At 68.0% G+C, this 25,675-nt stretch carries 21 protein-coding genes and 2 pseudogenes; 10 read left to right on the top strand and 13 right to left on the bottom strand.

The features are described 5' to 3' along the window. Positions 1-35: 35 nt before the first annotated feature. The 8 genes and pseudogenes from ABZX37_RS18375 to purD form a co-directional block, all read right to left on the bottom strand. A pseudogene (locus tag ABZX37_RS18375) lies at positions 36-251 on the bottom strand (transglycosylase SLT domain-containing protein); the annotation flags it as partial. A gap of 1,752 nt (positions 252-2,003) precedes the next feature. Next, positions 2,004-2,288: pseudogene (locus ABZX37_RS18370) on the bottom strand (WXG100 family type VII secretion target); the annotation flags it as partial. A 22-nt stretch (positions 2,289-2,310) separates the two neighbouring features. Next, the gene (locus ABZX37_RS18365; RefSeq protein ID WP_067577414.1) at positions 2,311-2,622 is read right to left on the bottom strand and encodes a hypothetical protein; all 312 of its coding nucleotides are present in this window, start codon (positions 2,620-2,622) and stop codon (positions 2,311-2,313) included. A 188-nt stretch (positions 2,623-2,810) separates the two neighbouring features. Beyond that, positions 2,811-3,569: an ESX secretion-associated protein EspG gene (locus ABZX37_RS18360; RefSeq protein ID WP_354740864.1), complete on the bottom strand. Its 759-nt coding sequence runs from the start codon at positions 3,567-3,569 to the stop codon at positions 2,811-2,813. Then, the gene (locus ABZX37_RS18355; protein ID WP_354740862.1) at positions 3,566-5,191 is read right to left on the bottom strand and encodes a hypothetical protein; all 1,626 of its coding nucleotides are present in this window, start codon (positions 5,189-5,191) and stop codon (positions 3,566-3,568) included. The genes ABZX37_RS18360 and ABZX37_RS18355 overlap by 4 nt, the downstream gene beginning before the upstream one ends. A 9-nt stretch (positions 5,192-5,200) precedes the next feature. After that, a complete protein-coding gene (locus tag ABZX37_RS18350; RefSeq protein WP_354740860.1) occupies positions 5,201-5,803 on the bottom strand; it encodes a DUF3558 domain-containing protein in 603 nt (200 codons plus the stop codon). Then, positions 5,784-6,173, bottom strand: coding sequence for a PE domain-containing protein (locus ABZX37_RS18345; RefSeq protein WP_354740858.1), 390 nt, complete (start codon positions 6,171-6,173; stop codon positions 5,784-5,786). Before ABZX37_RS18345 ends, ABZX37_RS18350 begins: the two co-directional genes overlap by 20 nt. 99 nt (positions 6,174-6,272) lie before the next feature. Then, on the bottom strand, positions 6,273-7,532 hold the full coding sequence (gene purD, locus ABZX37_RS18340; RefSeq protein ID WP_354740856.1) for a phosphoribosylamine--glycine ligase: 1,260 nt from the start codon (positions 7,530-7,532) through the stop codon (positions 6,273-6,275). A gap of 241 nt (positions 7,533-7,773) precedes the next feature. On the opposite strand from purD, the gene ABZX37_RS18335 reads away from it, so the two are divergent. Beyond that, positions 7,774-8,910: a glycerophosphodiester phosphodiesterase gene (locus ABZX37_RS18335; RefSeq protein WP_354740854.1), complete on the top strand. Its 1,137-nt coding sequence runs from the start codon at positions 7,774-7,776 to the stop codon at positions 8,908-8,910. A gap of 51 nt (positions 8,911-8,961) precedes the next feature. On the opposite strand, the gene ABZX37_RS18330 is transcribed toward ABZX37_RS18335, so the two are convergent. Beyond that, positions 8,962-9,408 (bottom strand): nitroreductase family deazaflavin-dependent oxidoreductase, encoded by a 447-nt coding sequence (locus ABZX37_RS18330; protein ID WP_354740852.1) that lies wholly within the window; start codon positions 9,406-9,408, stop codon positions 8,962-8,964. A 165-nt stretch (positions 9,409-9,573) separates the two neighbouring features. Between ABZX37_RS18330 and ABZX37_RS18325 the strand changes: the two genes are divergently transcribed. The 3 genes from ABZX37_RS18325 to ABZX37_RS18315 all read left to right on the top strand — a co-directional run bounded on the left by ABZX37_RS18325 (position 9,574) and on the right by ABZX37_RS18315 (position 13,906). Further along, positions 9,574-9,750, top strand: coding sequence for a hypothetical protein (locus ABZX37_RS18325; RefSeq protein ID WP_354740850.1), 177 nt, complete (start codon positions 9,574-9,576; stop codon positions 9,748-9,750). A 229-nt stretch (positions 9,751-9,979) separates the two neighbouring features. Then, positions 9,980-11,515 carry an amino acid permease gene (locus tag ABZX37_RS18320; protein ID WP_354740849.1) on the top strand — a complete coding sequence of 512 codons (1,536 nt, stop codon included), beginning with the start codon at positions 9,980-9,982 and terminating at the stop codon, positions 11,513-11,515. A 753-nt stretch (positions 11,516-12,268) separates the two neighbouring features. Next, entirely contained in the window at positions 12,269-13,906 is a 1,638-nt protein-coding gene (locus ABZX37_RS18315; protein ID WP_354740847.1) for a Na+/H+ antiporter, read from the top strand. Here ABZX37_RS18315 and ABZX37_RS18310 read toward each other — a convergent pair. Beyond that, on the bottom strand, positions 13,887-14,789 hold the full coding sequence (locus tag ABZX37_RS18310; RefSeq protein WP_354740845.1) for a TIGR03564 family F420-dependent LLM class oxidoreductase: 903 nt from the start codon (positions 14,787-14,789) through the stop codon (positions 13,887-13,889). The genes ABZX37_RS18315 and ABZX37_RS18310 overlap by 20 nt on opposite strands. A 150-nt stretch (positions 14,790-14,939) precedes the next feature. Between ABZX37_RS18310 and ABZX37_RS18305 the strand changes: the two genes are divergently transcribed. Next, on the top strand, positions 14,940-15,437 hold the full coding sequence (locus ABZX37_RS18305) for an OsmC family protein (RefSeq protein WP_354740842.1): 498 nt from the start codon (positions 14,940-14,942) through the stop codon (positions 15,435-15,437). Positions 15,438-15,446: 9 nt separating this feature from the next. Here the strand turns inward: ABZX37_RS18305 and ABZX37_RS18300 are convergent, their stop codons facing one another. Both ABZX37_RS18300 and ABZX37_RS18295 read right to left on the bottom strand, forming a co-directional pair. Then, on the bottom strand, positions 15,447-16,436 hold the full coding sequence (locus tag ABZX37_RS18300; protein WP_354740840.1) for a pentapeptide repeat-containing protein: 990 nt from the start codon (positions 16,434-16,436) through the stop codon (positions 15,447-15,449). Between the two features lie 273 nt (positions 16,437-16,709). Continuing rightward, entirely contained in the window at positions 16,710-17,996 is a 1,287-nt protein-coding gene (locus ABZX37_RS18295) for an adenylosuccinate synthase (RefSeq protein ID WP_354740838.1), read from the bottom strand. Between the two features lie 76 nt (positions 17,997-18,072). Between ABZX37_RS18295 and ABZX37_RS18290 the strand changes: the two genes are divergently transcribed. The 3 genes from ABZX37_RS18290 to ABZX37_RS18280 all read left to right on the top strand — a co-directional run bounded on the left by ABZX37_RS18290 (position 18,073) and on the right by ABZX37_RS18280 (position 20,482). After that, positions 18,073-18,744, top strand: a complete 672-nt coding sequence (locus ABZX37_RS18290; protein WP_354740836.1) for a hypothetical protein — start codon at positions 18,073-18,075, stop codon at positions 18,742-18,744. Positions 18,745-18,895: 151 nt separating this feature from the next. Then, positions 18,896-19,534 (top strand): HNH endonuclease family protein, encoded by a 639-nt coding sequence (locus ABZX37_RS18285; RefSeq protein WP_354740834.1) that lies wholly within the window; start codon positions 18,896-18,898, stop codon positions 19,532-19,534. Positions 19,535-19,582: 48 nt separating this feature from the next. Then, positions 19,583-20,482, top strand: coding sequence for a glycosyl hydrolase family 18 protein (locus ABZX37_RS18280; protein ID WP_354740832.1), 900 nt, complete (start codon positions 19,583-19,585; stop codon positions 20,480-20,482). Here ABZX37_RS18280 and ABZX37_RS18275 read toward each other — a convergent pair. Next, positions 20,472-22,349 carry an FAD/NAD(P)-binding protein gene (locus tag ABZX37_RS18275; RefSeq protein ID WP_354740831.1) on the bottom strand — a complete coding sequence of 626 codons (1,878 nt, stop codon included), beginning with the start codon at positions 22,347-22,349 and terminating at the stop codon, positions 20,472-20,474. The genes ABZX37_RS18280 and ABZX37_RS18275 overlap by 11 nt on opposite strands. A 317-nt stretch (positions 22,350-22,666) precedes the next feature. Here ABZX37_RS18275 and ABZX37_RS18270 point away from each other — a divergent pair, with 317 nt between their 5' ends. Then, entirely contained in the window at positions 22,667-23,926 is a 1,260-nt protein-coding gene (locus ABZX37_RS18270; RefSeq protein ID WP_354740829.1) for an MFS transporter, read from the top strand. Between the two features lie 335 nt (positions 23,927-24,261). Further along, a complete protein-coding gene (locus tag ABZX37_RS18265; protein WP_354740904.1) occupies positions 24,262-25,434 on the top strand; it encodes a GGDEF domain-containing protein in 1,173 nt (390 codons plus the stop codon). Positions 25,435-25,675 lie beyond the last annotated feature (241 nt).

The following is a 25,675-nucleotide window of genomic DNA, read 5'->3' as shown; positions in this document are numbered from 1 at the left end:
AGGCTAACCGGCGGAACCGCGTGCGGGGTGTGCCGTCAGTAACCGCGGTACGCGCCGCCGTGCGCCATCGCCGCGATGCCCGGGACGTTGGACATCGAGCCGTACCGGTCGAGCGAGTACCGGACTCCGGCGATGATGTTGTCGACCGGGTTGTAGATGTTGTCGTGGCCGGGCAGCTTGTGCGCGTTGAACGTCGAGTCGATGCACTGCATCAGGCCCTTGGACGGGTGCCCGGCCGCGGCGTTGGAATTGCCGGTGAGGAACAAATGATCGCCCTCCCTCGCCGTCCAGGTGCCCAGTTCAGTCGTAACGCACCAGACGTCACCCCTCCCGGCATTCTCTTCCCGGAGGAATGCGCCCGTGACGACCGGGTTGTTTGCTCGGACGGCACCCTCGACCTGCCAGGTGCGGTGCTCCTTTGTTCGATCGCCGTAGGAGACCCTAGGCCGGGCACCGGACAGGTAGACCGCCAGCGTGATCGCGTCGAGGACGTCCCCCGGCGCTTGGTAGATCGTGACCTTGGGCTGGGTGTAGCCCGGACGGAAATGCCGGGTCCCCTCCGCGTCCGTGACCGCTTCCAGCCACGCGGCACGCTGATCAGCCGACATCGCCAGCACCTGGCTGAAAGCCTCTGACTTCGGATTCCCAGCCCGGCGCAGCAGATCGCTAACGTAATCGTGGTCAAGGCGGAACTGGTGCCGCGGCCCGCAACCACCTCGATCGTCTACGTACTCCGCGTGCGGTACATCCGTCAGAAGTTCGCGAATCTTCGCGACCATCTCTGGCTTCGACTGAGCGATCGAGGCAGTCGGCCGGTGCTGGCGAGACTCGAGATGCCCGTCTCCGGCAATCCATCCAAGGATCGCAGCCTCGCGCACAGTCACCTCAAGCCCAGCCCCCGTGTCGGCAACCGCCGACAGGAGCAACCGATCCCGGCTGCCGACCTCGCTGGTCGTGACGAACCTGCCGTCAGTGGCGTACTCGGAGCGGGCCGGAGCCGACCGCACGCCATGGCGCTTGCGGCGGTGAACAGCAACGCCGTTAGCCGGTTGAACCGAAGCCCGCGGCACCCATCCGCATTCCGGGCACACCAGCGGACCCGCCGGTTTTGCCTCGGCGACCCGCGGGAAAGTGAGCCACCGGTGGTTCGGCGTCGTCGTGGCCTGCCAGCGAGTGTTGACCAGTCGCACAAGCGGTGCGTTCTCGTGGTGCACCACCCGGGTGATCTTGGTCCACTCGCTGCGCCGGGTGACCGGATTGAACCCGATGGTCTCGTCCCCGACCTTGACGTCGCGATGCTTCAGCATGCCCCGCCGAGTCAGCACCATCGTGTCGAGCGGCACGCAATCCCAGTTGTTGATCGCGTTCGGGTTGCCGCCGGACTCGTGCTGGATGATCGCCCAGATGTTCTTGATGTCCGCGTCGGTCACGTTCACGCCCGCGGCCTGCAGTGCCTTGATCGCTTCCTGGATCCACTGCTGAACGTTGCCGGGCGGAGGCGAAGAGGGCGGACCGCCGCTCGAGCCGAGACCGCCGCCGCCACCGGACGCACCGCCCCCGCCACCGCTGGCGCCGCCGCCACCGCCGTGATGGCCGCCGCCACCGCCGCCGCCGTGGTGCAGACCGCCGGTGCTCTGCGGAACGGTGCCGTCGGAGTTGGGGAGCGGGACCTTCGAGTAGCCGCCCTCGATCTGCGTCTTCATCAGATCCTGCGACTTCTTGACCATGTCGTCGGCCTGCTTCAGCAGCGGGTCGATGGCCTGCTCGGCAGTCGTGGCGTCCGTTTGGTTGGCCTTGTTCGCGGCGTCGATGATCGACTGCGAGGTCGGGCTGGGCGGCGGGCCCTTCTTGTCCGACTTGTCGTTGGCGTACGCCGCCTCGGCCGCCTGCGTCTTCTGCGCTTTGTCCGACTCTTCCTTGATCCGCTTGTCGATATTCGTCTTGGCGGTGTTGAAGGCCTCGGTGACCTTGCTTTTGATCCCGCCAAGGTCAGACGACAGCTGCGTCAGGTCCTTGCCGACGTCGTCAAGATGCCCCTGCACCTTGTCGCCCGCCTTGGTGATCTGCGTGACGTACTCGACGAAGGAGTCCGCCGCCGGACCTTCCCACACTCCGCCTGCCAACGACTTCGTGGAATTGTTCAGCGCGGCACTGTGGTCGCCCGCCTGCTTCGCGGCGTCGGTGAACTGCTTCCCGGCGTCGCTGATCACGCCCGGGTTGATCTTGTCGACCTTCTTAGCTTTCTCGACAATGCCGTTCCAGTTCGGCGGATAGTCGATCAGCGCCATGCTCGTGCCCCCTCGTGCCTGCTCAGCGGTCTTCGTGGACGGTCAGGTCGGTCTTGTGGACCTGATCGGTCTCCTGGATCAGCCCCGCCGCCTTCTTGAGAATGAAGCTGGTCGCCTCCATCAGCTTCCCGGCCGCGTCGAACTCGCTGTGCACGCCCTGTTTGAACGTGCCGACCGCACCGTGCACGTCCTTGGAGCCACCCATCGTGCCGAACGGGCTTTCCGGCTCGTCGTCAACACCGGTGAGGTGCTTCTTGGACTTCTCGAACTCGTCCTTCAGCTTCTCCACGTTCCTGGCGGCAATGGCCATGGAATCCGGGTCGTAGACAGGCACCGTTCGTCATCCCCTTCGCGACACTCGCTTCCCGACCAGTTCGGACGCTCCGCTCACCAGGTCGGTTCCCTGCTTACTCTAAGACTTCGGGCGCGTGCCGTGTGCAGTTCTCCGCGACTTCGGGGCGCGAACCCCCGGACTGGGTTATAGCGCGATCGAAAAGGGAGAAAACGGTCAGCCCGAAGGCGTCAAATCGCGGCCTGCAACTCCCGCACCCGCTCCACCAACACCGCGTTGTCCGCCGGACTAACCGTCGCCCACGTATGCCCGTCCGAATCGTCCGTGAGCTGGAACAGATACCGCCCGGAATCAGTGTCGTAGAACGCCGCCACATGCGGCGACCGGCGCACCGTCCCGTCCCGCAGCACCCGCTCCGCACAGAACTGGCCGCGGGCCGCCTGTCCCATCAGCATGCCCGCCAGTTCCTGCGCCTCCCACAACGCCACGCCCCGGTCCTCCAACGCCGTGACCAGCGCTTTCGGGTCACCTGCGGCAGCTACATCGGCGGCGACGAGCGTGCTGTGCGGTACCGAGATCGACTGGCCGACCCCGGCGTCGAAGTCCCCGGCGACCCGCACCGCGGCGTCGGCGAGGGTGTCCGGTTCGGTGTCGATCAGCCACACCTCGTCCCGGTCGACCACCGCGAGCACGGCCTGGCTGCCCCGGCTCACCGCGCGGCCGCGGATCTCGCGGTCCGCCCACACCCAGACGTCCAGGGCCTCTCGAGGACGCGCCAGCAAATGCAGCTGATCCAGCACTGTCCCGGATGGACGACGGCCGCGCGCGAGCCTGCGCTGCGCCAGCGAATCCCAGACGGACTCGATCAGTCCGGCCCGTTCGGTGTGCGTGCTCCCGGGCGACGGAACCGCGAGCGCGGCCGGGCGGCCGCCCAGGTCCAGCGATTCCCACAGCACGTCGAATTCGAGGGCGGTCAGTACCAGGTTCACGGCCGGCGCACGTCTCCCGTGCCGTCGCCGAGGACGTCGCGCGCCACCATCCGGCCGTCGGCGAACAGGTCCTTGTCGTCGACGCCGAAGCGGCGCACGTGCTCGTCGTCGGTTTCCTGCGGAGCGGCTTCGGAGAGGTATTTGGCGTCACCGCCGCCTGATTTCGGCGCGATCTGCTCGGCTTTCCGCAGTGCGACGGCTTCTTCCTCGGGAAGCTCGTCCACCGGCAACGGCCGGACCAAGCCCTTCTGCTGACCGTCTTGTGCGCGGCCTTGCCGTTCGCGGTCCCCGGAAAGCGCACCACCGGCCACTCCCGCGCCCAAAGCCGCGGCACCTGCCCCGATTTCGCCAGCCGACGCTCCTCCGCCGCGCGGGGCCGGAGCGTTGCCGGGGGTTTCGGCGACAGGAGCAAGCGGCGGCTGCTGGACGCTGCCGACCAGGCGACCTCGTTGCAGCGCCTGGTTTTCGTGCCCGCCTCCGGGGTAGCTGCCACCCGCGCCGCCGCCGGGGTTTCCTCCCGGGCCGCCGCGACCGGTTGTGCCACCGAAGCTTTCGGAACTGCCGACAGTTCCGCGGTTAGCCGGGCCACTGGACCCGCTGTCGGATCCGCTGCTCGTCCCGCGCGGACCGGTCGGCAGGAACGTGCCGGACTCCCCGGGACGCACCGCGCCGGGAACCCGCGACCCGCCGGAAGTGCTTGGCACACTGGGTGTTCCCGGCACGTTGGCGGAGCCGCCCGACCGAGGCGCGCCAGGCAACCCCGGCTCGCTGCCCCGAGGCGCCGGTGCTTTCTCCCAACCCGACGGCGGCGGAGCGGACGGCGGCACGTAGCTGGCCGCGACCACCGGCGCAGCTGGCCGAGCAGCCGGTGCCTGCGAAGCCGTGCCGTACGCAGGCGTCGGCGGATCCACCACCGGAGCGGCCGGAGGCGGCGGCGGGGGAACGTACTGCGACTTCACCGACGCCGCTGCGGGCCGCACCTGGCCATCCGGCGTCACCTCGACCGCGGCGGCCGCACGGTCGACCGGACTCGGTCCGCTGCCGGGCTGGACCATCGCGAGCGATTGCGGCTGACTCAACGGTTCGGTCGACAGCAGGTTTTCCCCGCTCTGCTGGGCATAAGAGTTCAACGCCTCGACCGCTTGGCCGCGCGCGTTGTCCGCGGCCTGCACCTGCGCCGCGTGATCGGTCTCGAAGCCGAGGAAGCTCGCCACCGAATCGACGAGCGTGAGGCTCTCCGCACCTTTGCGCACCGCGGCCGGATCGGGCAGCTTGTACTTGGTGCGGTTGAACGCTTCCCCTTGCGCGAAAAGCATTTCCGCGGTGTGCGTGACCTTCTGCATCGCGTCGTGGGAGAAGCCCGCCTGATCCGACAGCACCTGCCCGGCCTGTCCGCCCGCCTGGCTCTGCCATTCGACGCCGAGCTTCGCCAGCTGGTCGCGCAGCGTGCGGTCGGTGCCCGCGAGCGCGGTCGCGACCTCCCGCAGCGCCTCGACCGCGGTGGCGATGCTGGCGATTCCGTCGCCGGTGCCGAACTTCTCGATCTCGTCGGCGATGGCGGTGTCGGTCCACCCGTCGAAACGGTGGTCGCGGATCCTGCCCGCGAGTTCGGAGATCTCCACGCGCCCTCCCTAGGTCCGGTTCTTCAGGCCCTGCACGGCCAGGCCGGCGGCCTGGGTGGCGATTTCGCACAACTGCGGCTGGCTGAACGCGCCCGCGGTGACCGCGAACTCCTGTGCCGCCATGGTTTGTCCCTGCGCGACACCGACGAGCACCTCGCAGTCGGAGGGCGTCCCCGCCGCGCGGTAGTTCGTGATCGCCGGATAACCCTCGACGCTGGTGGCCGCGGTGGTCATGCTGTTCTTGCGCCGCGAGCCGGTGAGCCATTCCTGCACATCCGCGCCGACGATCCGCAGGTGCAACGCGTGGAACGGCTCGGTCTTGTCCGAATCGAACACGCAGGTGGGCCCGTCCTTCGCTTCCGCGGCCTTGCGCGGCACGCTGGTGACCTTCAGCAGGTCGAGCTGTGCCTGGCCGAGCAGGTCGCACGGATCGGTCCCGGCGATCGGCAGATCCGACGGCCGCTGCGGCAATGCGGCCGCCTTCGTCTGCTGCGCCAGGGAACTCATCGCGGGCTCTACGGGGTACGCGGTGCCTTGCTCGCCCGACGAGCAGCCCGCGACGCCGAGTACCGCGACAACCGCGAGGATCGGCTTAGTGGATGCCGTGCGCACCGCGGTCCCCGAAAGCCGCGGCCTTGTCCGCGTCGCTGGCTTCGTACGTCTTCGCTGCTTCGCGCAGCTGTCCGACGAGCTTGTGCAGATTGGCGACGTACGCGCGCACCTGCGCGGCGTACGACTGATCACCTTCCGCGACAACGGTGTTCCACGCAGCCACCGCGTTCACGCTCACCGTGTCCGACGAAGGAGTGTCGACGCGCAGCTCGCCCAGCCGCGTGAGGAGCTTGTCTTCGAGCGCGCTGACCTGCTCGTCGACCACCCGCGCGACCTCAAGCAGCTTCGCCGGCTCGACCACGATGTCCGCCACGCCCGGCGCTGCCGGTACCGACGAAGCCAGGTCGGTGAGCGGTGTGCTTCCCGGCATGCGCTAACCCCTCCCGTGATACGGACGGTGACCGTACGGACCCGTTTCGAGGCTACCAACCGCCGCGTGAACCCGAGGCGAACTTCGTGGAGAAGCTGCTCAGGCGGGAGCGCTTACTTCCCCGTTGGCCGCGCGCAGTGCGATATCGGTGCGATGGTGCGAGCCAGCGAGGTGTACGCGCTCGACAGTCTCGTACGCGTGCTTACGCGCCGCCTTAAGCGACTTACCAGTGCCGACAACCGACAGCACGCGTCCGCCGGCCGAGATCACCGCACCGTCGTCGCGACGCCGCGTACCCGCGTGAAGCACGCCTTCGATCTCTCCGCCGGTGATGACGTCCCCAGTACGCGGCTTGCCCGGGTACCCGTCCGCAGCGATCACGACGGTGACCGCGGCCCCGCCCGACCACTCCAGCGGCGGCAGCTCAGCCAGCTTCCCGGTGGCAGTCGCGTTCAGGATGGTCGCGAGCGACGTACGCAGCAGCGCGAGCACAACCTGCGTCTCGGGGTCGCCGAAGCGGCAGTTGAACTCGATCACCTGCGGGCCTTCCGAGGTGAGCGCGAGACCGGCGTAGAGCAGGCCGGAGAACGGGCTGCCCCGGTCGGCGAGCTCGTCGACCACCGGCTGCACGACCCGCGCGACGACGTCGTCCACCAGGTCCTCAGGGGCCCACGGCAGCGGTGCGTACGCGCCCATGCCGCCGGTGTTCGGGCCGGTGTCGCCGTCGCCGACGCGCTTGAAGTCCTGCGCGGGCAGCATCGGCACCACAGTGCGGCCGTCGACGAAGCAGAACAGCGAGGCCTCCGGTCCGTCCAAAAAGGACTCCAGGAGGACTGGGTGACCGCCGTCGAGCAGCATCAGCGCGTGCTTGCGCGCGACCTCGACGTCCTGGGTGACGACGACGCCCTTGCCCGCGGCGAGACCGTCGTCCTTCACGACCCAGGTGGGCCCGAAGCGCTGAAGCGCGGCGTCGAGACGCGCGGGAGTGTCGACGACCTCGCTGCGCGCCGTCGGCACCTTCGCGGCCGCCATGACGTCCTTCGCGAACGCCTTCGACCCCTCGATGCGCGCGGCCGCGGCAGACGGTCCGAAGCAGGCGATGCCGGCTTCGCGCACCGCGTCGGCGACGCCCGCGACGAGCGGCACCTCCGGCCCGATCACGACGAGGTCGGCCTTCCACTCCTTGGCCAGGGCCGCGACGGCCTCCGGCTCGGCGAGCTCGACCCCGAGCTGCTCAGCGACCGCCGTCGTGCCGGCGTTGCCGGGGGCGCAAGCAAGCGCCGTGACCGCGGGGTCGCCTGCCACCGCGAGGACGAGTGCATGCTCCCGAGCGCCGGAGCCGATTACCAGTACGCGCACGCCGGACAGCGTAACGGTGGGTGTCGCGCCCCGGCAGCGCGCCGTCCGCGACCCCGGTCCGGACCAGGTGCGCGACTGGTCCGGTCCTGGGAGAACGGTGTCCGGATTCGGCCGCCATCCACCGTTTACCCGGTTGTCAACCGCCCGTCCGGCTGGTGCCGCGCGCCCGACGCTTGCGGCGGTGAGGGTGACGCGGTAGTCGTGGCGAGCTGCGGATCGCCCGGTAGAGAAAGGTCCCCCCATGAAGCGCAAACGCCTCGGCGTGCTCGCCCTGTCCGGCCTGGCCCTGCTCGGCGTCGCCGGCCTCGCGATCGGCCCGGCCGCCGCGAGCGAGGACACGGCCGCGGGTGCGGCCGCGAGCGGCGCCCGGCACGATGGCCCGGTGATCGTCGGACACCGGGGCGCGCCCGGCTACCGCCCGGAGCACACGCTCGCGTCGTACGAACTCGCCTGGCGGATGGGCGTGGACTACGTCGACGTCGACCTGGTGCCGACCAAGGACGGCCAGCTCGTCGCCCGGCACGAGCCGGAGATCGGCGGCACCACCGACGTCGCGGCCCACCCGGAGTTCGCCTCGCGCAAGACCACGAAGGTCATCGACGGAACCAAGATGACCGGCTGGTTCACCGAGGACTTCACCCTCGCCGAGCTGAAGACGCTCTACGCGAAGGAGCGGATCCCGCAGAACCGGCCGAACAACCAGCTCTACGACGGCCGCTACCGGATCGCGACGTACCAGGAGGTGCTCGACCTGACCCGGCGGCTCGGCCACGAGCTGCACCGGACGCTGGGCACCTACCCGGAGGTCAAGCACTCGACGTACTTCTCCTCGATCGGCAACCCGACCGAACCGAAGCTGGTCTCGATCCTCAACCGCAACGGCCTGAACCGGCCGAACGCGCCGGTGATCATCCAGTCGTTCGAGGTGACGAACCTGCAGGAGCTGCACAAGCAGGTGCGCGTCCCGCTGCTGCAGCTGACCGAGGCGAAGGGCGCTCCGGCGGACTTCGTCGCCAAGGGCGACAAGCGCACGTACGCCGACCTGGTCACGCCCGCCGGCCTGCGCGAGATCGCGAAATACGCGAAGTACCTCGGCCCGGAGAAGGGCCAGATCATCCCGCGCGACGCGCAGGACAACCTCGGCAAGCCGACCACGCTGATCGCCGACGCGCACCGCGCCGGGCTCGAGGTGCAGCCCTACACCTTCCGCAACGAAAACCCGTTCCTGCCGGCGAACCTGCGCTCCTCGGCCAGCCCGAGCGCGTTCGGCAACGTGTTCGCGGAGGAAGCGGCGTTCCTGAAGGCCGGGGTCGACGGATTCTTCGCCGACCAGCCGGACACCGCGCTGGAATCGGTGCGGGACTTCACCGGTCGCTGAGTTTTTGTTTCTTCCCGGCCCGCCGGTGACGTTCGCGTCGCCGGCGGGCCTTTAGTTTCGCGGCGTGAGCACAACGATCGGGATCACGCGGTCGGTTTTCTGCGCGTACTCGTCGTACAGCGGGAACATGCGCGCCATCTGGGGCCAGAGAGTTTCGCGCTCGTCCGGTGCCGCGACGCGAGCGCGGGCGGTGAACCGGCGATCGCCGACCTGCACGCCGACGCTCGGTTCCGCTTCGAGGTTCTTGAACCACTCCGGGTCTTCGTCGGCACCGGCTTTGGAAGCGACGACGACGAACTCGTCGCCGGAGGTGCCGTAGATCAGGCAGGTGCGCCGGGGAATGCCGGTCTTGCGTCCGGTCGTGACGAGCAGGAGCGTGTAGAGGCCATTGGATTCGTGGCCTTCCGCGCCGTTCGTGGCCAGGTATGACCGAGTCTGCTCGGCGACCCAGTCCCACTTCGAATCGGTTGCGCGGTCGAGGTCCTCGGCGACAGCCATGGCGACGGTCCTTTCAGTGCGGAGGGCGGTTTCTCGCCTCGGGGACGGAGACGCCGCGAGGTTCTCGACATCCTGGCCCGAGGCACCTTCCGCAGCGTCGGCGGGCGACCCCGCCCATCACTACCGAGCACAGCCTCCGCCGCAGTTTCGGCCCCGCCAGCTACTTTGCAGGTTGGCAAGCCGATCATCGAAGCGGCGGTATCCATCGCGATCATCACGTTTCTGGCAGCGATCACGGCCTGCCTCTGCATCGTGCTCATCGCGTGCGCGCTGAGCCTGACCTCCAGCGTCGGCACCGCCCGGCAGGCGATCCGCGTCCCGGCCATCCAGGCCTGCCACTGACCGGGCCGTCTCGTGCGGCCGGTCAGGAGACGACCGGTTCGAGTGATGCGCTCTCGAACAATTGTTCGAGATACTGGACTCATGTCGATCACCGAGACCCGGACCGCCCTGCGCCGTTCGGAGGAGCTTCCGCCCAGCCACCTGCGAAACCTTGACACCCGAGAACGGGGAGGGCTAACTTCTGCGCACTCTCAATGGTCTGTCCGCATACCTTTCAGGTGGGTGCCCGATGGATGTCTCCGACCAGCAGACCGGCCAACCCGACGAAGACAGCGCGCGCCTGCACGCGCTCGGCTACGCGCAGGAACTCAAACGCACGATGTCGGCGTTCTCGAACTTCGCCGTGTCGTTCACGATCATCTCGATCCTGTCCGGCTGCCTCACGCTGTACGGCTTCGGCATGAAAACCGGCGGCCCGGCGGCGATGATCTGGGGCTGGCCGCTGGTCGGACTGTTCGTGGTGCTGGTCGGGCTGGGCATGGCGGAGGTGTGTTCGAGCTACCCGACGGCGGGCGGGCTCTACTACTGGGCGGCGAAACTGGCGACCCGCAACGGTCCCGCGTGGTCGTGGTTCACCGGCTGGTTCAACCTGATCGGGCAGATCGCGGTGACGGCTGGCATCGACTTCGGTGCTGCCCTGTTCCTCAACGCGTTCCTCGATCTGCAATGGGGCTTCAGCGCGACCCCGGGGCACACGATTCTGTTGCTGGCCATCATTCTCGTGGTGCACGGAGTGCTGAACACCTTCGGCGTGCGCGTGGTGGCGGTGCTGAACAGCGTCAGCGTGTGGTGGCATCTGGTGGGCGTGCTGGTGATCGTGGGCGTGCTCGTGTTCGTGCCGGCGAAGCATCAGGAAGCGTCGTTCGTGTTCGGCAGCTTCGTGAACCAGACCGGCTGGGGTTCCGCGCCGTACGTGTTCCTGCTGGGATTGCTGCTGGCGCAGTACACCCTCACCGGCTACGACGCCTCGGCGCACATGACGGAGGAAACCAAGAACGCCGCGAAAGCGGGTCCGCGCGGAATCATCAATTCGATCCTGGTGTCACTGGTCGCGGGCTGGATCCTGTTGATCGGCCTGACGTTCGCGATCCAGGACTACGACGGAGCCGTCAACTCGGCCACCGGCGTCCCGCCCGCGCAGATCTTCATCGACGCGACCGGTGCGGTGACCGGCAAACTCCTGCTCCTGATCTGCATCGGCGCACAGCTGTTCTGCGGCATGGCCTCAGTGACCGCGAACTCCCGCATGATCTACGCCTTCGCCCGCGACGGCGCGATCCCGGGATCGAAGATCTGGCACAACATCAACAAACGAACCCAAACCCCGACCAACGCAGTGTGGCTGGCGGCCGGCGGCGCGCTGGTGCTCGCGCTGCCGTACCTGTGGAGCGCGACTGCTTACGCAGCAGTCACTTCGATCGCGACAGTGGGCCTGTACGTCGCGTACGTGATCCCGGTCTTCCTCCGCGTCCGCCGTGGCGACAGCTTCGAGAAGGGCCCGTGGAATCTGGGCCGCTGGGGCAAACCGATCGGCATCGTCGCGACGGGGTGGGTCGTGGTGATCTTCGTGCTCTTCATGCTTCCCCAGGCAAGCCCCATCACGGTCGACACGTTCAACTACACCCCCATCGCCTTCCTGGTCGTCCTGGGCGGTGCCGCCCTGTGGTGGGTTTTGTCGGCGAGGAAGTGGTTCACCGGCCCGAAGGTGCAGGGTTCGGCGGAGGAATTGGCCGCGGTGGAGAAGGAACTGAAGGAACTCGGTTAGTCCGGCGGATTCTGGAGACGGCTGGCCGTTCCCCACCCGGCGTCGCCCTACTCGCTGTTGCTCCGCCCGGTGTTGCCTACCTGGCATCGCCCTACCCAGCGTCGCTCCACCTGGCGTCGCTCCACCCTGCGTTACTCCGCTCGGCATCGCCCTACCCAGCGTCGCTCCACCTGGTATCGCCCTGCCCGGCGTTGCTCCGCCGACGAGCATCGGACTCGGGCCTGCGAGCGGGGCCTGACCAAACCCATTCGCCGAACCGCCGCGCGCCGACGACTCCCGCAGCACCGGCGGGCGGCCCCGCCCATCACCCCCAACCACCCCACGCCCGCGCCGTCCCCCGACCGCCCTCATATCCACCCGTCCACCAACCACCCCACGCCCGCGCCGTCCACGACTGCCCTCAGATCCGCGCCGTCCACTAATCACCCCGTGCCCGCATCGCCCGCGCGGCTCACCAACCACCCCCATGTCCGCACCGTCCACCAAGCACCCCGTGCCAGCACCGTCCACACGGCCCACCAACCACCCCCCTGTGGCCGCACCGACCGCACCGTCCACCAAATCCACTCCGATGTCCGCCGTCGCGCCGACCACCGCCAACTCCACCGCGTCCGCATCACGCTGAAGCACGGACCGCCCACCCACGAACCCCTGCCCACCCTCGACCCGGCCCGTGCACCTCACCCCGAAGGGAGTCCGACACGAACCCACACCATCCGCGCCTCGCCTGACCCATGAGTCAAGATGCGAAGCATGGAGACCTTGACGCTGGTCGGCGTGCTCGCCGGGTCGCTCGGGCTGACCGCGGTCGCCCGGCGGTTCAACCTTTCCGCGCCGCTGCTCATCGTGGTGGTCGCGCTGGGGATCGCGCTGATTCCCGGCGTTCCGCGGGTCGAGCTGGAGCCCGAGCTGATCCTGACCGTCGTGCTGCCGCCGCTGCTGTACTCGACGTCGCTGGAGAGTTCGATCTCCCACTTTCGTGCGAATCTGCGGCCGATCATCACGCTCGGCGTGCTGCTCGTGGTGGCCACCGCGTTCGTGATCGCCTTCGTCGTGCATCTGCTGCTGCCCGACCTCCCGTGGGCGTCGGCACTGGTGCTCGGGGCGGTCGTGTCGCCGCCGGATGCCGTGACGGCTGTCGCGATCGGGCGGCGGCTGGGGCTGCCGCGGGGTGTGATGACGGTGCTCACCGGCGAGAGCCTGGTCAACGACGCGGCCGCGCTCACCTTGTACAAGGTCGCGCTCGCCGCGGTGGTCGGGACGGCGGGGTCGCTCGGGCACGGGTTCGCGGTCTTCGCCGTCGCGACGGTGGTCGGCATTCTGGTCGGGCTGGTCGCGGGCGGGGTCGTCGAGCTGATCCGCACGAGGCTGGACGATCCGCTGCTGGAATCGGCGTTCGGGATCGTGGTGCCGTTCGCGGCGTACGTCACCGCGGAGCATCTGCATCCGTTCGGGGCGGAGTTCAGCGGGTCCGGGGTGCTGGCGGTCGTCACGGCGGGGCTGTTCCTCGGGCACCGGTCGTTGCGGGCGTCCCCGGCGACGCGGGTGCAGGACCGGTCCGTCTGGGCGTCGATCGACGTCCTGCTCGAGGCGCTGGTGTTCGCGTTGATGGCGTTGCAGCTGCCGTTCGTGCTCGACGGGGCGCAGCATGCGGCGCGGGACAACGGGACGCTCGCGCTGTCCGCGGTCGTCGTGCTGCTCGCGACGATGTTCGTGCGGATTCCCGCCGTGTTCCTGTCCAGCTATCTGCCTCGGTCGCTGCAACTTCTCAGACGCACCAAGCACGATCCGCCTGCCTGGCGTTCGCTGGCGGTGATCTCGTGGACCGGCATGCGCGGCGTCGTCACCATCGCCGCCGCGTCGGGTGTTCCCGCGGATACGCCTGGTCGCGCGGAGATCCAGCTGTTCGCGTTCGCCGTCGCGGTCGGGACCGTGCTGATCCAAGGGCTCACGCTGCCGCCGTTGATCCGGCTGCTCAAAGTCCAGGACCCGGACGAGGACGCCCGTGACCAGGCCGAGGAGCTGGCCGCGCGCAAGGTCGCGCAAAAGGCCGCGCACGAACGGCTGCGCGAACTCGCCCGCGACCAGCTGTCCACATTGGACATTGAACCAGAGAAGATGAAGCGGCTCGAGCAACGGCTGGAACGCGTGGTGGACACCCGTTACCGGTTCGCGCAGGCCGCGATCACCCTGTCCGGCGAGGAGCGCCGCGACAGTCCGCAGGCGCAGTTCGCCAAGGCACGGCGGGAACTCCTCATCACCCAGCGTGCGGCGATGATCGAGGAGAACCGCGCCGGGCGCCTTGACGACGACGTCCTGCAGAAGGTGCTGCGCGAACTCGATCTGGAGGAAATGTCAGTGACGACAACCCTTACGAACCGGATGAGTTGAGCTCGCCCGTCAGCCGCCAGGTGCGCCGCCGGTCCTCGTCGGTGTGCAGGGCGGTCTGGGTGAGCAGCACGTCGGTCGCGCCGGCGTCAAAGTAGCGCTGCACGCCGGCGGCGACCGTCTCCTCGTCGCCGATCAGCACCAACTCCGCCGCGTTTTCGACGCCGCCTGCCTCCAGAATGCGCTGATACGACGGGATCGAGCCGTAGAAGCCGAGTTCCCGCGCCGCGATCTCGCGCACCGTGTCGACGTCGCTGGTCACCACGGCCGGAACGGCGGCGATCACTCGCTTACCAGGACCGATCCCGGGCACGATCAGGTTCGAGAGCGCCCTCGGGCTGGCCAGATACGGCAGCGTGCCGTCCGCCAGTTCGCCGGTGACCCGCAACGCTTGCGGACCCATCGCGGCGACGATCACCGAAATCGCAGTCGCCGGTGCGGGCTCGGACAGATGCACTTCCACGGTCGAGCCGGTGAAGTCGACTTGTTCCCCGGCGAACAACGCACGCAGGACAGTCAGGTACTCCCGCAGGTGCCGCACCGGCGGCGGATACGGCGTGCCGTAGACGGGTTCGAGAAAGTTCTTCGCCCCCAGGCCAATGCCGAGAGTGAACCGCCCGCCGGACGCCTGGCTCGCCGTGCGCGCGGCCGAGGCCAGCACCAGCGGATGCCGCGGGTAGATCGGCACGACGGACGTGCCGATCTCCACCCGAGAGGTCACCTGCCCGGCCAGCGCGGCCGCCACCAGCGCGTCATAGCCCTCGGGCAGCTGGGCGAACCAGATCGACGCCGCGCCGGCCTCCTCGGCCTCGCGTGCCTGGTTCAGCAATTCGGTCACCGTGATCTGTTCCCGCGGAAGGGCGGGCAAGGTCAGTCCGACGCTCATCTCTTCAAGCTATTCAGGCACACCACCGGTTTCTCACCATCCGGAACCAGCGTGCGGCTTTGTGTCAGCCGGATTCCCAGCCGACGAGAGCCCCTGCCCGGCCGCCCGGCTGACCCGCACCCTGGACGCCCGACGACCCCAGGAGGACCGATGTCTCTGACCGACGTCATCGACGGCACCCGCCAAGCCGTGCGGACGGACCGGCACAACGCGGCGGTGTCGTTCAGCGTCGACCACGCGCTGGCCGCGAACACCGCGACGGTGGTGGACGTCCGGGTGCGCGACCACGCGTTCACCGTCGACGAACCGCCCGCCCTCGGCGGCACCGACCAGGCGGCGAACCCGGTCGAGTACGCGCTGGCCTCGCTCGGCTCCTGCCAGGTGATCACGTACCAGTTCTGGGCGGCCCGCCTCGGCATTCCGCTGAACGCAGTGCGGGTGAAGGTGGACGGAGACCTCGACCTGCACGGTTTCTTCGGCTTCGACGAATCGACCCGGCCCGGCTTCAGCGACGTGCGAGTCTCCGTGGAGCTCGACGGCCCGGCCGCGCCCGAGGTCTACGAACAACTCCGCCGCGCGGTGGACGAACACTGCCCGGTGCTCGACCTGTTCCGCAACCAAACCCCAGTCACCACAACGGTTCGCTGAGAACGCCGATCACGACGGATCCAGTTCGCGGCGATAGACCAGAGTCCCGTCAGCGGAAACACTCCAGCGGTCGGGCAGCGTCGGCTCTTCGGCCAGCTGCCCGATCTTCGCACCCTGGAAGTTGAAGCGGGTACCGGGAAAATCTTCCCACGACAACGAATCGCCGACAGACCCGCCGCTCGGCTCGCCGATCTTCGGATGCGCATCGAATACGATGAATCGATCGAACTCCCCGTCACGAAAATTGCACTTGCCGCAAAAGACAGAATTATAAAACCAGGCTCCGTCAAGGAACCGAACATCAGCCGCGAAAAGATTCCAGCCGAACCGCGTGCCCGTGAATACCGCCCGGTCGAGAAACTTCGCCCCAGAGAAGCTCGCCAGCCCGGCAAAGTCGGACTCGTAGAACCACGTCTCTCCGCGAAAGACGGTCCGGTCGAACCTGGCCACCACCAAGAACTGGGTTCCGCGGAACCGGGCTTTGCCGACGGAGCACCGCTCAAGCCGGAAGTCGATCAAGACCGCGCGGCTCAGATCCAGATCGAGGGCGCCCCATTTCTCCGGGGAGCCGTCCGCCTCCCGGAGGTGATCCGCCAGCATTTCCTGCGCGGCGAGCCGTACCTGAAGCTCCTCGCGTTCCTGCCGCTCGGCCTCCGGCATGCCGCTTTCCAGGCCGGCTGCTCGTGAGCTTTCGTACTCCCAAGAAGGTTCCGGAAACGGCATCCGCAGATACGCGCAGACGACGTTGACCACCGCCTGCCGAAGCGTCGGATTCGCATTCGCCAGCCGTTCCAGCGCATACAACCCGCCGAGCCGGACGGGTGCCTTGTCCGAACCGATCTGTTCGACAGCCTTGCCGTACAACTCGGTGATCCGCCGCTCGGTCAGGTCGAACTCGGTTGCGAGCTGGACCTTCTCCTGGTGCCGCTGGTCCTCGGCAGTGGCGGCGATCGTTTCTCTGATCTGTATTTCCGTCGACCGCTGCCGCCGCGCCGCCAACCACAGCGCGAACGCGCCGCCGGTGCCGACCGCGAGGCTCAGTGCCGTGCGGATGGCGTCCAGCTCAGCCCGGGCCGTGTCCGACGTCGGGGCGGTCGCTACCTGGCTCACCAACAGCCAAGTAGCCGCTGCGATCAGAACCGCGGTCGCTGCGGCGGCAGCGGCAACCCACCACCACCGCAGCTCCGGCAGTTTCCGCGCCGAGCCAGAGCGCCCGGCAGCACCGTCTGTCATGCCGCTCTCATCGAACAGCGGCCGACAGACGCAACAAACTCAGGCGAACTCGTGCCGCACGATCGTCTGCTCCCGGCCGGGACCGACGCCGATCGCCGAAACCCGCGCGCCCGACAGCTCCTCGATCCGCTCGACGTAAGCCCGCGCGTTGGCAGGCAGCTCGTCGTACGTGCGGCAGTTCGAGATGTCCTCGAACCAGCCCGGGAGCTCCTCGTAGATCGGGACCGCGTGGTGCACGTCGGTCTGGGTCATCGGCATGTCCGAGGTCCGGAAGCCGTCCACCTCGTAGCCGACGCACACCGGGACCTTCTCCAGGCCGGAGAGCACGTCCAGCTTGGTCAGGAAGTAGTCGGTGATTCCGTTGACCCGCACCGCGTAGCGGGCGATCACCGCGTCGAACCAGCCGGTGCGCCGCGAGCGGCCGGTGGTGACGCCGAACTCGCCGCCCTGCTTGCGCAGGTACTCGCCGGACTCGTCGTCGAGCTCGGTCGGGAACGGGCCGGAGCCGACGCGGGTCGTGTAGGCCTTCAGGATGCCCAGCACGGTCGTGATGCGGCCGGGGCCGATGCCCGAGCCCGCGCTCGCGCCGCCGGAGGTCGGGTTCGACGACGTGACGAACGGGTACGTGCCGTGGTCCACGTCGAGCAGCGTGCCCTGCGAACCCTCGAGCAGCACCGTCTCGCCGCGCTCCAGCGCCTCGTTCAGCTGCAGCCGGGTGTCGGCGATGCGGTGCGCGAACTTCTCGCCCGCCGCGAGCACCTCGTCGGCGACCTGGTCGGCGTCGAGCGCCTTGCGATTGTAAACCTTGACCAGCACCTGGTTCTTGAACTCCAGTGCCGCCTCGACCTTCTGGCGGAAGATCTTCTCGTCGAGCAGGTCCTGCACGCGGACGCCGACGCGGGCGATCTTGTCCTGGTAGCACGGGCCGATGCCGCGACCGGTGGTGCCGATCTTGCGGCTGCCGAGATAGCGCTCGGTGACTTTGTCGATCGCCACGTGGTACGGCATGATCAAGTGCGCGTCGGCCGAGATCAGCAGCTTGCTGGTGTCGACGTCGCGCTCCTCGAGACCGGCCAGTTCGTCCAGCAGCACGCCCGGGTCGATGACCACGCCGTTGCCGATGACGTTCGTCACGCCCGGCGTCAGGATCCCCGACGGGATGAGGTGCAGCGCGAAGTTCTCGCCGTTCGGCAAGACGACCGTGTGGCCCGCGTTGTTGCCGCCCTGGTAGCGGACGACCCACTGGACGCGGTCGCCGAGCAGGTCGGTGGCCTTGCCCTTGCCCTCGTCCCCCCACTGGGCACCGATCAGCACGATGGCCGGCATGTGACACTCCAGGTGTTCGGCAATAGGAATAGTGCTCCCGGACGGGGGCACGGGTGGCGCTGGTAAATGCCGGTGCATGACTTTAACGGAGGACGCCGGAGTGCGCGGAATAGTGGTGGCCTGCGGGGCCGCGGCGGATCTGCCCGCGCGGCTCGGCGACGTCCCGCTGGTGCACGCCGGGCCCCGTCCCGGCAAGGCGGAAATCGACCCCTTGCTGGGGGAACACGACCGGCTCGTCGTGCTGGGCTCCGACGCCGACCTCGCCGCCGTGGTGGTGCGTCTCATGCGCCGCGAACTCCTCCCGGGCGTGTCAGTCGGTTTCGTGGCCACTGAGACCGGCTCTCGCGTCGCCGCGCACTGGCGGCTGCCTTCGGACCCGGACGAGGCGTTCGCGCTCGCTTGGAAGGGCGAGGACGCCGAGACCTCGCTCGTGCGCGACGACACCGGCGGCGTGCTCCTCGGGCACGCGACCCTGCGCGATGTCAAGGGCCAGGCGTATTGCGACGAACAGGTGGCTTTCGACGGAGTGGTTTCCGGCATCGAGGTCGCACCGGACGAGTCCGGAGTCACTGCCCGAATCACCCGCGGCAAGCTCCTCAAACGGTCCGCGACTTATCGCGGGCGCGCCTTCCAGCTCGGCTGCGTTCCGACGTCTTCGCTGGTCATCGACGGTGTCCCGCAGGAGCGCGAGATCACCCGGCGGACCTGGTACCGGCACACCGCCGATCTTCGCGCAGTCCGCGGCTGACCCGTCGGCGCCGGACGAGGTCAAGCCGACTTGGACTCTCGGTGACTTACCGTTTACTGAAGGTCGGTTTCCTGTCACCTGACGGTGTTGCGCACGCCACTTTCGTGGTCAAAGGTGAATCAGTCCCGCATCTGACCAGGAAGGCAGCAATATGCCGACCACACGTACAGTTCGCAACTCCTTTACCGTCCTGGCCGGCGTCGCACTGCTCGGCTCGGTCACGGTGGGCGTCGCCGGCGCCACCCCGCCCGGCATCCCGTCGGCGGACACCGCGAAGAGCCAGCTCGCCGGTCTCACGGTGAAGCCGGACGGCTCGCAGACCGGCTACAGCCGAGACAAGTTCCCGCACTGGATCGACCAGGGCAACAGCTGCAACACGCGCGAGCTGGTGCTCAAGCGCGACGGCACCAACGTCAAGGTCGGCTCCGACTGCGCCCCCACCTCGGGCACCTGGACCTCGCCGTACGACGGGGCGACCTGGAGCTCTCCGTCCGATGTGGACATCGACCACGTGGTGCCGCTCGCCGACGCGTGGCGCACCGGCGCGTCGTCGTGGACCACCGCGCAGCGTCAGGCCTACGCCAACGACCTGACCGACCCGCAGCTGATCGCGGTGACCGACAACGTCAACCAGGAAAAGGGCGACAAGTCGCCGGACCAGTGGAAACCGCCGTCCACCGGATACTGGTGCACCTACGCCAAAATGTGGGTGACGGTCAAGGCCAAGTTCAAGCTCACCGTGAATTCGGCGGAGAAGTCTGCGCTGACGGACATGCTGGGACGCTGCTGACCCGATCAGCCCTACCGCGGGCGCCGCCGCCGTCCTATGGTCCGAACCATGAGGAAGATCACGGCGGCGGTGCTGGCGGTGTTCCTGGTGCTCTGCGGAGCGGTCCCGGCGACGGCGGCGACCGGACGCAGAGTCGTTGTCTACTACCAAACCACGCACCAAAACGGGTCGTACATCTCCCCGTTGGGGCTCACCGACCACGACGCCGGCGTCACCGACGTGATCGTCGGAGCCGTGCACCTCAACGACGGCGGAACGATGACGCTCAACGACGATCCGCCCTCAGCCGGCAAGTTCACGCAGATGTGGGCCGATCTCGCCACGATGCAAAGCAAAGGCGTGCACACACTCGCGTTCGTCGGCGGTGCGGCGAAGGGCAGCTTCCAACGCCTGGAACAGGACTTCGACACTTACTATCCGTTGCTGCGCAACCTGATCCGCGACCATTCGCTGTCCGGCATCGACCTCGACGTCGAGGAGCAGATGTCGAACGACGCGCTGAACCGCGTGATCGACGCGCTGCGGGGCGACTTCGGCCCGGACTTCCTGATCACTCTCGCGCCGGTCGCGACCGAACTCAGCGGCGGTGGCGGCCTTTCCGGTCTCGACTACGACCGGCTCTACCGCGAGCGCGGCGACCAGATTTCCTGGTTCAACACCCAGTTCTACTGCGGCTGGGGCTCGCTGGCGGACACCTCGGGCTACGACCAGATCATCGGCCGCGGCGTCGTACCGGCGAGCAAGGTGGTCGCGGGAACGGTCACGAATCCGGCAAACTGCAACGGTTACGTCGACATGCCCACGCTGAAGAACACCGTCGGCAGCCTCGTCCAGAAGTACTCCGACTTCGGCGGCATCGACGGCTGGGAGTACTTCAACTCGCTGCCCGGCGACACCGCCGCGCCGTGGGAGTGGGCGCAGCAGATCGCGCCGACGGTCAAGGGTTAGCCAGCCTCAGGATTTCCCTTGCCAGTGCGTCGTTCTGCCGGAACGAAATCGCATTCGTGCGTGGCCGAGTGAAAGCGCCCGCCGATCGGACGCTCGTGTGCGGGCCCACCGCGAACCGCCGAGGATGCGCCGCACCGTCCACAGTGACCAGTCGGAAGTCGTTGAGCGTCGTGGCAATCCGGCCAGAAGGCAGCGTTGCGCCGTCGACATCCGGCACGGTTTCCTCGGCCAGCGCACCAGTCTCTCGCAGGCTGCGCAGCAGCGGGTCGGACACTCGAGGGACGCTGGCATTCGGCAATCGCGCTTCGATCAATGTGCGCGCAGCGACGGTATCCGGGTGACTAGTGCTCGACGCGACGAACGCACCGGCTGTCTCGTCAGCGGCGATCGAGATGTCCGCCCCAAGGAACGACACGACGCCAGCGTCCTCCAGCGCGAGCAGCTCGTCGAGCCGACGCGGCGGCGGACCGCTTGCGTAGTAAGAGAAAAATCCGTGGAACCAGCCGTCCATATCGGACACTTGGGATGCGGCGGTCAGCCGTCCGGTCGCGAGCAGCGCGGGCAGTTGACCGATCACCGACAGCAGCGCCATGAACGCGCCGAGGTCCGCGCTGTGGTGCACGTCCGCCCGTCGGGCAAGGTCGGACTCGACATATTTCCGCACCGCCTTCCCGAATTCTTCGCCGGAATCGAAGCGACGGCCAGCGAACGGGCGGTCCAGTCGCTCCAGGTCGAGCCGATCTTCCAGCGCCGGCACCGCAGCCGTGATCAGAGCGTCCATTTCGGACGTTCCCCACGGCAGATCGGCGAATTTGTCCGCGAAGACCGCGAAATCCGTGCGCACTCGGTCCGGGTGCCCGGTGAACAGTTCGACGTAATACGCCCAGGCGAGTTCCTTCGCGATGAGCGGCCACACGTCCGCGCGGAAGTCGAGCGGGCCGGGCAGGCCGTCAATGGCGCGCTTGTCGAAGAATCTGGGCAGCTGCAACGGTTTCCCGCGCAGCCGGTAGCCAGTTTTCGCGTGATACGGCACTCCGCGCCGAGAACCGACGTGCAGCACCGGCTCGGCACCGCTCGGGTGGTAACGCAGACCGCCGCACGTCAGCTCCTCGAACCGGCCGCCGCGACCCTCCGTCAGCAACAGCATCAGGTCCACGAACGCGAGCCCGAAACCGCGCACCAGCACCGGTTCCCCGGCGGGCACCGCGGAATAGTCGACGTCCGCGGTGTAGCCAGCGGGATAGTAGGCCAGCCCGTGGTGCTCGGCGAACGCCTCCAGTTCGCGTTCCCGGGAATCGGGGACCGCGTCGAGATGGCCGACCGTCAGCACCACGGCATCGGCGGTCACGGTCGTGCCGTCGGAAAGCCGCACGGTCTCGTCGTCGTCGATGCTCTCCGCCGTGGCGAGGTGCTCGATCACGGTGATCCCGGGCGGCAATTCGGCCACGACCTTGCGGTAGAACCACTCCAGGTACCGGCTCTGCAGCCGCCGGGTCGGGAAGTCCGTGGAGGCAAGCGAATCGAACTCGGCGCGGACGTCGTCCGGCACCGGATACGCGAGGGCGCCCGCGCGCACCTGCCGCACCCACTCGATCAGCGACGGACCCGGCCGTACCGGGCCGTCGATCCGGACGGTGTCGTCGGTGAAGACGGTGACGTCCTCGGGCATCGAGTTCATCCGCAGCAGCGGCGACTGCTCGTACCGCCACACGCGGCCGGGGCCGGGCGGGAACGGGTCGATGAGGTGGACTTCGGCTTGCCGGTCGCCGAGCAGTTCGGCGGCGTTCGCGGACAGCCGTTCGAGGACGCCGACCCCGCGAGGTCCGGCGCCCACGATGGCGAGCGTGAACGTCGGGAGAGCGGTCACCCGGGCGAAGCTACGCGGCTGGAGGACCGGGCGGCGGCCGTTCCACTCTGCGGACGGTCGACCCGAACGGATGTGGCACAAACCACAAAGATCGAACCGGTCCCGGAAGAGAGTGCGGAGCGCTATCGTCTGGACACGTGGCGAACTGACCGTGACCTGTCGGATACCGGCGAAAGAACCTAGAGAATCACCAACAGTCACGAGACACTGAGCTTGGCAACTCACTTCGTGTGACCGGCCCGTGACCAGGAGGATCTAGGGTCACCCGTTGGTCACTAGTGCGGCACAGTCCGCGCACAGCAGCGGGGAGAACACGCATGACGACAGCACCAAACCGGGTCACGTTCCGCGAGGTGTTCGGAGTCGCCGAGTTCCGCGCGATGTGGTTCGGCGAACTGCTGTCGATCGCCGGTGACCAGCTTGCCCGCGTCGCGTTGTCCGTTCTCGTCTACGCCAACACCGGTTCCGCGACGCTGACCGGCCTCACCTACGCGCTCACGTTCTTCCCGTCGCTGCTGGGCGGCATCTTCCTCACCGGATTCGCCGACCGCTTCCCTCGCCGGGCGGTCATGGTCACCGTCGACGCCACGCGTGCGGCGCTGATTCTGTGCGTTGCCATTCCCGGGCTGCCGTTCTGGGCGCTATGCGTGCTCGTCGGCTGTGTTTCACTGCTGAATCCGCCGTTCAAGGCGTCTCAGCTGGCCTTGCTGCCGCAGGTGCTCGAAGGCGACCGTTTCGTGGTCGGCATGGGCATCCGGAGCATGACGGTGCAGTCCGCGCAGCTGCTCGGTTTCGCCGGCGGTGGCGCGCTGCTGCTCGCGATGGACGCCCGCCTCGCCCTGGTGCTCGACGCGGGCACCTTCGTGCTCTCAGCGCTCTTCCTCCGCTTCGGACTGAAGTCCCGCCCCGCGGCGGCCAGCGGGGAAAAGCGCAAGCCGTTCCTTTCCTCGCTGGGCGCGGGCGGCAAGGTCGCCTTCGCGACCAGTGCGTTGCGGTCCTTGATGGTCTTCACGTGGCTCGCCGGCCTGATGCCGGTGTACGAGGGCATCGCCGCGCCGTACGTCGCTTCCTCGGGCGGCGGGTCCGAAATGATCGGCTTCCTGCTGGCCGCGGACCCGGTGGGCAGCGTGATCTTCACGTTCATCTACACCCGCTGGGTGCCCGCCGGGATCCGGCCGAAGCTGATCGGCCCGATGACCGCGCTCGCCGCGATCCCGCTGCTGCTGTGCTTCCTGCAGCCGGGTCCGATCGTCTCGGTGATCCTGTTCGTGATCTCCGGCGGCTTCGGCACGATCGCGCTGCTGCAGGCGACGGCGTCGCTGACGGTCGCGGTTCCGGACGAGAGCCGGGCGCAGACGATGGGGCTGTCGAACACCGGATTGACCACGACCATGGGCGTGACGCCGTTGATCGGCGGGGTCATCGCGGACCACGTGAGCGCGCAGACGACAGTCGGAATCTTCGGATTGGCCGGGCTGCTCATCACGATTCCCATCGCGATCGCGTGGCAGCGGACCGTTTCCGGGCAGGCCGAAGAGGGGTCTGCGAAGGAAGCCACACGCGCCGAACATGCCTGATTACCCCGACATGCCCCGCGCGTGAGGCTCTGACCTGCGCGACCTTGCGGTGCTGCTACGCGGTCACTGTTCCTTGCTGCGCATCGCTGGTCACCCTTCATCCGGCGTGTTCGGGAAAAATGTACACACCTAAGGCCCTTGTGGACAGGCGGCAAACGGTCTGAAACTGTGAGTAAGGCGAGTGTCACTGGAGATCCGCGCAAGACCCGGGGGGAAGAATGGTCACATTGGGGGAATTTTCTGGTCTGGGGCTGCGCGATGCGGTTTCCCGGTGGTCGCTCTGGTCCCGGCCGCGGCAGTGGGTCGCGGTCACGCTGACGAGCATGGCCGTCACGGTGGTGCTCACCGTGGTGAGCACGCTGGTGTTCCCGGTCAGTCTCGGTCAGATCGGGATTCTCGGCATGCTCGCCGGCCTGGCGATCGCGCAGACCGAGGTCACGCGGCAGATCGAGCGGCAGCGCCGGATGTTGAGCCAGGGCCCGCACATCACCGTGACCTCGGTGTGGCTGCTTCCGGCGGCGCTGCTGGTGCCGCCGCAGCTGGTGGCCGCGCTGGGCGTGATCATCTACGTCTACCTGGCGTTCCGCAGCTGGAACGGCACGCGCCCTGGTGAGGCGCACCGCGTCGCGGCCAACGCGACCACGATGATCCTGTCCGGCTTCGGCGCCGCGCTGGCCGGACACCTCGCGGACGGCCACAGCGTCACCACCGTGGTGGCGGGCGCGCTCGGCTATTTCCTGGTCAACACCGCCCTGACCGGCCTTGGTCTGTACCTGACCGACCCGGCGAAGGCGACCGCCGAGTCCTGCCTCGGCACGATGGACGACAACCTGATCGAGCTGGCGACCCTGTGCGTCGGCGGTCTGCTCGTGATGGTGCTGAGTCACGAACCGCTGCTGTCGGTGCTGGTGATCCTGCCGCTGTACGTGCTGCAGCGTTCGATGCTGATCAAGCGGCTCGAGGAACTCGCGACCACGGACCAGAAGACGCAGCTGCTCAACGCCACCACCTGGCAGGACGGTGCGCAGCGCGAGATTTCCCGGGCCGAGCGCGAGAACGGCAGCTTCGGTGCGCTGATGATCGACCTCGACCACTTCAAACGGATCAACGACACTTATGGCCACCTCGCGGGCGACGACGTGCTCAAAGCCGTTGCCGCGGTGGTGAAACAGGAGACCCGAGCGCACGACCTCGTCGGCCGGTTCGGTGGTGAGGAGTTCGTCGCGCTGCTGCCGTCGACGTCGAAAGAGGACGCGATCGTGACGGCGGAACGGATCCGGCAGCGCATCAGCGAGCTGGTGATTCCCACGCAGACCAACGAGGGCGTGGCGGTCTCGATCGAGAACCGGACCGCGTCGATCGGAGTGGCGGCGTTCCCGCTGGACGGGACAAGCATGGAGGAAGTGATGGCCGCGGCCGACGCCGCGGTGTATGCGGCGAAGAACAGCGGCCGCAACCGGGTCGTCGGCTCGGTCAACCCAGCCCGGGAACTCGCGGCGGTCGCCTAAAGACCTCGGACCCGGCCGGCACCCTCCCCCGGCTGGCCGGGTCCATTCCTTCGCGACGCCAGCAGCACAGGACGGCTCTGTCCAGCTCGCCGCAGAGGAGCTTCCTGGCTGCAGCCTGGCTCGAGGTGATCACCTCGCGTTCCAGCCCTTTGGCGACCAAGGCATCGCACACGGCTCCATCGTGACTCCGTCCGCTGCTCCCAGACGTCCCGCTGTGCGCGAGTTCTCCAAGCAACTATGC

The organism is Amycolatopsis sp. NPDC004079, from assembly GCF_040610415.1.
GTDB lineage: Bacteria > Actinomycetota > Actinomycetes > Mycobacteriales > Pseudonocardiaceae > Amycolatopsis > Amycolatopsis halotolerans.
This window is presented reverse-complemented; position numbering and strand designations above follow the sequence as displayed.